Genomic DNA, 7,645 nt, shown 5'->3' on the forward strand with positions numbered 1-7,645 from the left:
AATTAAGAGTTAATAATTAATAATTAAGAGTTGATAGTCAATAATTAATTATTCATTCAACAATTAAGGTTTAAAGCCTCCCCCGATATGGGATAAATCAAAAAAAATCCTTTTAGCCAATCCCCTTCTTTCAAGAAGGGGTAATTATTAATTATTAATTGTTCATTGTTAATTGCTGAAAATCAATTTAGGATTGCTATAATATCTAATTTAACATCTTTCAACTATTAAAAAATTATCTTTGAAGAAGGAATCAGATTTGAAAAATTGAGCGAAAATTAAAACTTACTGTCAAAATAAATTAACTAATATTACTCTTAGTTACTTGGCGGTTTTTTACCGACTGACAAAGATAAATGTGAGCCATTCCGCACGAAAAGCTGACCCCTAATACCTGAATGCCTACTTGTATTTGGTAATTTCTGAAAATTAAATCTTTTAATTGTTCAACAGTTGTTAATATGTAATTTTGAAATAATTTTGAAATAATTTGAATGATTAACTACCTGAAAGGGAAAGTGGCTGATGTCCACAAAGGGAGTGGTCTGCGTGTGACTCTAATTTTAGAGGTTAATCAAATAGGTTATGAGCTACAAATTCTGCCTAGGTTGACTCAAAGTCTACAACCAGGGGAAGACGTCCAAGTTTTTACCCACCAACAAGTACGAGAAGACCAAATAGTATTGTACGGTTTTGGTAATTCCGCAGAAAGAGACTTATTTCGTCAGTTGGTAAGTGTCAGTGGTATTGGGGCACAATTAGCGATCGCTCTTTTAGATACTTTGGAATTACCTGACTTAGTTCAAGCTATTGTAGGGGGAAATACTCGTGTATTAGCTAAAACCCCAGGGGTAGGAGCAAAAACGGCGGAACGTATTGCTTTAGAATTGAAAAGTAAATTGGCCGAGTGGCGACAAGATGCAGGTTTGACTACATCAGTACCAGTGGGAGTTATGCCTGCTATTCAAGAAGAGGTAGAAATGACTTTGTTAGCTTTGGGATATACAGGTCAAGAGGTTATACAGGCATTGCAAGCTGTTAGTAAAGATGCNCCCCAGGGGTAGGAGCAAAAACGGCGGAACGTATTGCTTTAGAATTGAAAAGTAAATTGGCCGAGTGGCGACAAGATGCAGGTTTGACTACATCAGTACCAGTGGGAGTTATGCCTGCTATTCAAGAAGAGGTAGAAATGACTTTGTTAGCTTTGGGATATACAGGTCAAGAGGTTATACAGGCATTGCAAGCTGTTAGTAAAGATGCTAATATGTCCAAAAATACTAATGCAGAAGATTGGATTAGGGAAGCTATTAGTTGGTTGAGTCGCTCTACTCAACTTTGAAGGATTTGTATAGGTATTTATCAGAATAAATATTTATGGTATGATAAGTGATTGTGGTAATTTTTGGCAAGATTAGTAGAAATTAAATATATGGTTCTTAAACAACAGCGCAAACAAGAAATTATGAGTGAGTACCAAACTCATGAAACGGACACAGGTTCAGCAGATGTTCAAGTCGCTATGCTGACTGAAAGAATTAGTAAATTAAGCGCTCATTTAAAAAATAATAAGCAAGATTATTCATCCCAAAGAGGTCTCTTAAAGATGATTGGTAGACGTAAGCGCTTATTGTCATACATCCAAAAACAAAGCCAAGAACGTTATAAAACATTGATTGGTCGCCTTGGTATTAGAGGTTAAAAACTGACCCAAAAATAAGGTTTCAAACCTCCCCTTAAAAAGGGGATGAAAAAAATTAAATTCAGTATTTCAATCCTGATACAACAGTTGCGAGGAATTGATAACTGATAAATGATACCTGAAATGACTTAATAAAACATTGATTGGTCGCCTTGGTATTTAGAGGTTAAAAACTGACCCAAAAATAAGGTCTCAAACCTCCCCTTTTTAAGGGGCTGAAAAAATTAAATTCAGTATTTCAATCCTGATGCAACAGTTGCGAGGAATTGATAACTGATANTTAGAGGTTAAAAACTGACCCAAAAATAAGGTTTCAAACCTCCCCTTAAAAAGGGGATGAAAAAAATTAAATTCAGTATTTCAATCCTGATACAACAGTTGCGAGGAATTGATAACTGATAAATGATACCTGAAATGACTTAATAAAACATTGATTGGTCGCCTTGGTATTTAGAGGTTAAAAACTGACCCAAAAATAAGGTCTCAAACCTCCCCTTTTTAAGGGGCTGAAAAAAATTAAATTCAGTATTTCAATCCTGATGCAACAGTTGCGAGGAATTGATAACTGATAACTGTTAACGCAGTTCCTCCGATAGGAGGCTAACTGATACCTGAAATGACTTATGTCTCCAGAATCATCACGCCAACCTTTACCTTTTGAACCTGCTAAAAGTCGGAAAAAGCAAGGTAAAAAATCATCTTCTTCTCCTAAAATAAAGGCGACAGAGGAATCAAATTATCCTAATGTAAATCAGTCGAAAAATATTAGTAATCAGAAAGGCAAAACAGTTAAAGGAGAAAATTCTATTCCTGAAGTAGTTAGTAGGCGGATGATAAGCCGTATGGTTTTATTATCTGGTACACCTCTACTATTTTCTTTATTAACTTTTGTTTTTAGCTACTTTATCATTACAAATGATATTTTTATACTACCAAACCAAGCAGTTTTGCTAGTTAGTATGGGCTTTTTTGGTTTAAGTGTTATTGGTTTGAGTTATGGTCTTTTTTCTGCTTCTTGGGATGAAGATAAAAAGGGTAGCGTATTAGGTTGGCAAGAAGTAAAAATTAACTTTCAAAGGATGAAAGAAGCTTGGAAAGAAGCTAAATCAAAAAGCTGATTTCGTCGGCATTTCCTATAGAATGCTGCGCAAACATGTCGCGCAGATTTTCCTAGGGAAAATTGAAAATCAAGTTGTGGGCTAGCAAAATAGCTTTAGCGGTCAGCTAATCCTGCACAATGAATGAATGGTATGCAAATAGCTTTTTAGTAAATTTAACTAAGTATTAGTTTAACTTCTACTACTGCCCTGTCAAGCCTTAAATGTTACTTGATAAAAATGGTAGGATGCTGATTTTTCAAAGCTTTTACTTAAAAATCTAATACACCATTTTAAACTTAACGCGCCACTACATTTTTCATCAGAATACAAGAGAACTGAAGCACAAACAAGGATAAGTTTTAGTTTTCAACCTATATAATTCTGTGGCGGAAAATTTAGATTTGGCTCGATAGACTGCTAAAGTTAAGTGATAGGATTTTACCAATGGATAATTAATAATTGATAATTAATCAATCCAGATTAAAGCCTCTCCTAATAACTGATAATTGAGAATAAAAGAGTTTTTTAAATCTCTAATTTTCTCTCCCTATTTCTATCTAAATCATTCACATACTCTAATTATCTATTATCCATTATTCACTATCCATTAGAGAGTGTTTGTAAACTAAAGATTAAGACTGCCAGAGTGCTTAATTTTCGGTGGGTGGGGTGCGGAAAGTTAAATTTTGGCTACAATTCATAGTTATTGTCGCCTCACCCTCCCCACCCTAAGCCAAGATTTAATATTCCTTTTACAAACAGTCTCTTAATCAATTGCCAAATAGGTTTATCCATTATCAATTAATGAAATTAACTTTTAATGGCTGAAAATTACCAACATGCGAATTCGTCCTTTAAAGATAATAAACCTAATAGCTAATAGCTAACCTCTGAATGCTTACTTAGAGAGATGAACAAAATCTCCTCTCTAGGTTGTACTTATCCTCCTAAACTTTATTTTGTAGTTTCTTTAGAGAAGCAAAGTATCATATCTACAGATAAAACAGAACTTTGTATTAGATTTATTAAGAAATTACAAGAACTTTACTGTTTCAACTTATCGTAAAGATAGTCTTAATTGAACCTAGACCTATTCAACCGTAAAAGTAAAAATGATTATAGTAACTAAAATTGGTTCTCCAGAAACAGAGATAGATCGTCTTTGTAACGAACTTCAAACTAATTGGGGTCTAACTCCAGAAAAAATTGTTGGGCGCTATAAAGTTGTCATTGGTCTAGTAGGAGATACTGCAGACCTAGATCCATTACAACTACAGGAAATGAGTCCTTGGATCGAACAAGTAATGCGGGTCGAACGCCCCTACAAACGAGCAAGTCTGGAGTTTCGTCACGGAGAAGCTAGTACAGTAGAGGTATCTACTCCAGATGGACCTGTACTTTTTGGCCTCGATCATCCTCTAGTTGTAGTTGCTGGACCCTGTTCGGTGGAAAATGAGGAGATGATTATAGAAACAGCCCAACGGGTGAAAGCTGCTGGTGCTAGGTTTCTGCGTGGAGGTGCTTATAAACCTCGTACTTCTCCTTATTCTTTTCAGGGACATGGTGAGAGTGCTTTAAATTTGTTGGCTGCGGCTAAAGAAAAAACTGGTCTGGGTATTATTACGGAGTTAATGGATGCTGCAGATTTGCCTATGTTGACTGAAGTGGCAGATGTGGTGCAAATTGGTGCTCGTAATATGCAAAATTTCTCACTATTAAAAAAGGTTGGCGCTCAAGATAAACCTGTACTATTGAAGCGGGGAATGGCTGCAACTATTGAAGATTGGTTAATGGCTGCAGAATATATCTTAGCTGCTGGAAATTCAAATGTAATTCTTTGTGAGCGAGGTATTAGAACATTTGACCGTCAGTATGCTCGTAATACCTTAGACTTGTCTGCAATACCAGTTCTGCGTTCCCTGACTCATTTACCAATTATGATTGACCCTAGTCATGGTACTGGTCGGGCTGAATATGTACCTGCAATGGCAATGGCATCTATTGCGGCTGGGGCAGATTCTCTGATGATTGAAGTCCATCCAAATCCGGCAAAAGCTCTATCAGATGGCCCCCAATCTCTAACACCTGATAAGTTCGATGGGTTAATGCAGGAAATGGCAGTTATTGGTAAAACTGTTAAGCGTTGGCCACAGGCAGAACCAGCTCTTGTATAGGTTTACTCAATGATTGGTTAATTCTCTATGCAATGAAAGCAAAGAATTAACCAATTTTTAGTTATAGCACTATGTCTTTTGGTTAGGACAATAAACTTTTAGTTGTAAGGGTATAAGGTCGATCAACAATTGTTGATTTACTAATAAACATTAACATAAATTTATATATATTGATATAGTTATACTGGTATAGTTGCATAGATTATGCTAAAGTTTGACAAACAGAGCAGTTTGTGGTGTAAAACCAGCCCACTATGTAACCGCTATCCTGATAAGTTACCCCTAGCATGGTCAAGTAATTGAAACTTCTGCGAACGCTGATAACCAAGGTGACAGAAGGGACGTATCGCTGCGCGACATGGAAAGCGGAGCATTCCGGAACGGAAAACGCATTTTTGCCTGTGCAACGTCCGTACAAAGCGTCTACAAGTTTTCTTGTAGATATTGGGGGATAACCTCTCAGCAGGTTAATCTTGCTGTGCATTGTTAACAATTTTTAGCACTCATAGTATCGGAATAGAAGAATCTCCTAATGTATTTGGGTAGGGCTATACTTGAAATTTTATAGTAACAGGACTTACAAAGAGGTAATATATATAGATTGAAAAAACTATAACGTTATAGTTTTGAATACTATTATAGATTGTCTTTGTGTAAGTCCTAAGTAAGTAAAGCTAAGGTATTTGAGAACAAAAAGGTAGTGCGTCAAGGAAGTGTGGTCCGTATGGGGAGACTTCCCTTCCATTTAGAGGAATAATTGTAGGGTGTATCTTTATTGGGAAGTGTCTGCCACCTGTCCTAACTTTTTGGTTGCCCAACCTTTATATCCCAGAGCTTTTAGATTAGATTGGTCAGCCATACCCGACTTATCCCACACTTTGCTGATGCACAACCAACAAAAATTTACCAATGTTAATATAGAAGCCATTTGGTATCTTTACCGGGAAATAAATTTTTGAGGCATAGTTGTCTGTAGATATAGGGTAGCTGCTCAAGAAATGGGGGCAGACTACTTATTCGGCAAAGAATTTACCGAAAAATTAAGGTATGAAGCCTCTCCTTTCAAGGAAAAATAAAAAAAATTTTCCTTTTATTCAATCTTCTTCCTTATTAGGAAGAGGTAATTATCAATTATCAATTATCAATTATCAATTATCAGTTATCAATTATCAATTATCAATTATCAATTATCAATTATCCATTATCCATTATCCATTATTGAAGCCATTTTAAGCTTGTTATTGAACTATTTACCACAGATTATTGAGTGGTTAGGATATAGGAAATACAACGAAAAGATGGAAAAATATTCTAATACACCCTATCTCCCTATTCTCCCTATCTCCCCATCACACTGTCATTTTTCAATAGACCCCAAATGGGTTCTATAAGGCAATTTTTTTCCTTTAGCTGAACCCTGATAGCTAACTACTATGAAAATTGATTATTTTGTTGAGAAATTATACAGTCAATTTGATGCTCAATATTATCAAGTAATTTCTGCAAAGTTAATAAGCTATCTAGTTTAAATGGAGCTAAATGTTGACGAGAACAAACCTTATTGATTTTAACTTGTAGTTGTTTGCCTAATTTAAAGGCATCTTGACTCAACGAAGATAACTGTTGCTGTTGATAAAATCTTAAAGCGGCTCCTCTTAATACTTGTAATGTCGCTTCTTCCCCATATTCTCCAGGCATTACCCTCAAACGTAATAATAAATGATTATTTTGATAAATTCTTTCTATCTCTACTTGCCTAGGTTTTTTAATAGGAATTAAAGACATTTTGGTAAGAATTTTCAGCTCATTAATAAGAGCTTCAATTTTATTGTGTTCTAAATTTTCAACTACAGACTTCAGAACTCCATCTTGACTCCAAAGAATTCTACCTTGGGATTGTTTTTGCTCAAAATAAAGTCTACCAATTCCTGATTCTAAAACTCTCAGTAGCAATTCTTTTAATAACTTTTGAGGATCTAAAGTACCTATAGTTTCTAAAGAAGTAAGTTGGGAAGAACTACCTAAAGATAATTCTAAAATATCACATAGAGAATTTTTTGATGAAGATTGAGCTTCAAATTGAAGTTTTGTCTGTTGTGAATCTTGATTATTTTTGAGAAGACTGCCTTGTTCTGTTGTGTTTTTTGTCTCCAAAGATTGTTTATTTTTTTCAGCCGTAGTAGACTGAGAATTATCAATTTGTTGTTGATTATCCTTGGCTATGCTAACTTTAGAAGCACTAGAACTTTTTGATTTTTGATGACCAATATGGCTTAAATAAGATGAGAGGATTGACCTTTGAGTTTCAGAAGAAATTTCTTCACTTACCAGTGAACAATTTAAGTAAGATAGTAATCTACGGGCATAATCTAAAGCAGAAGAGTCTTGAGGGTCAACTACACCAAGTCTAACTCTGCTGCCTTCTACAGATAGAGGCAAAATTTGATAGTATAAACAGGCTTCAAATGGTAATATATTGTCAATTAAGGCAAATATCTGAGGATTATCCATTTCCTTACATCCCTCATTATCGTGAAATACTAACATTTTTAAGTTGTTGATTTGAAACTAATAGAAATTATGTCTTTTATGACCGAGATTAAGATAGGCATTCACTTTCTCCACTAGAATTATTGAAGTTGAGTTAATAATAAGTTTGAGAATAATAACTT

The 7,645-nt window shown here is 34.9% G+C and carries 7 protein-coding genes; 5 read left to right on the forward strand and 2 right to left on the reverse strand.

Annotated features, from left to right (window positions below; translation table 11 throughout):
* Nucleotides 1–494: 494 nt before the first annotated feature.
* The 5 genes from ruvA to aroF all read left to right on the forward strand — a co-directional run.
* The coding region (gene ruvA / locus AFK68_RS19235; protein ID WP_143438046.1) for a Holliday junction branch migration protein RuvA at nucleotides 495–1,051 on the forward strand (557 nt) is incomplete at its 3' end.
* Between the two features lie 111 nt (nucleotides 1,052–1,162).
* A complete protein-coding gene (locus tag AFK68_RS45700) occupies nucleotides 1,163–1,339 on the forward strand; it encodes a RuvA C-terminal domain-containing protein (RefSeq protein ID WP_371357452.1) in 177 nt (58 codons plus the stop codon).
* A gap of 90 nt (nucleotides 1,340–1,429) precedes the next feature.
* A complete protein-coding gene (gene rpsO / locus AFK68_RS19245) occupies nucleotides 1,430–1,699 on the forward strand; it encodes a 30S ribosomal protein S15 (RefSeq protein WP_094674245.1) in 270 nt (89 codons plus the stop codon).
* A gap of 623 nt (nucleotides 1,700–2,322) precedes the next feature.
* Nucleotides 2,323–2,817 carry a PAM68 family protein gene (locus tag AFK68_RS19250; RefSeq protein ID WP_094674247.1) on the forward strand — a complete coding sequence of 165 codons (495 nt, stop codon included), beginning with the start codon at nucleotides 2,323–2,325 and terminating at the stop codon, nucleotides 2,815–2,817.
* Between the two features lie 1,094 nt (nucleotides 2,818–3,911).
* On the forward strand, nucleotides 3,912–4,973 hold the full coding sequence (gene aroF, locus AFK68_RS19255; RefSeq protein ID WP_094674249.1) for a 3-deoxy-7-phosphoheptulonate synthase: 1,062 nt from the start codon (nucleotides 3,912–3,914) through the stop codon (nucleotides 4,971–4,973).
* 772 nt (nucleotides 4,974–5,745) lie between these two features.
* Here aroF and AFK68_RS37060 read toward each other — a convergent pair.
* Together AFK68_RS37060 and AFK68_RS19260 are read right to left on the reverse strand one after the other, a co-directional pair.
* Nucleotides 5,746–5,901, reverse strand: coding sequence for a hypothetical protein (locus AFK68_RS37060; RefSeq protein WP_168186553.1), 156 nt, complete (start codon nucleotides 5,899–5,901; stop codon nucleotides 5,746–5,748).
* A gap of 503 nt (nucleotides 5,902–6,404) precedes the next feature.
* Nucleotides 6,405–7,520, reverse strand: coding sequence for a hypothetical protein (locus AFK68_RS19260; protein WP_246844289.1), 1,116 nt, complete (start codon nucleotides 7,518–7,520; stop codon nucleotides 6,405–6,407).
* Between the last annotated feature and the right edge of the window lie 125 nt (nucleotides 7,521–7,645).

This window comes from Hydrocoleum sp. CS-953, from assembly GCF_002260545.1.
Taxonomy (GTDB): domain Bacteria; phylum Cyanobacteriota; class Cyanobacteriia; order Cyanobacteriales; family Microcoleaceae; genus Trichodesmium.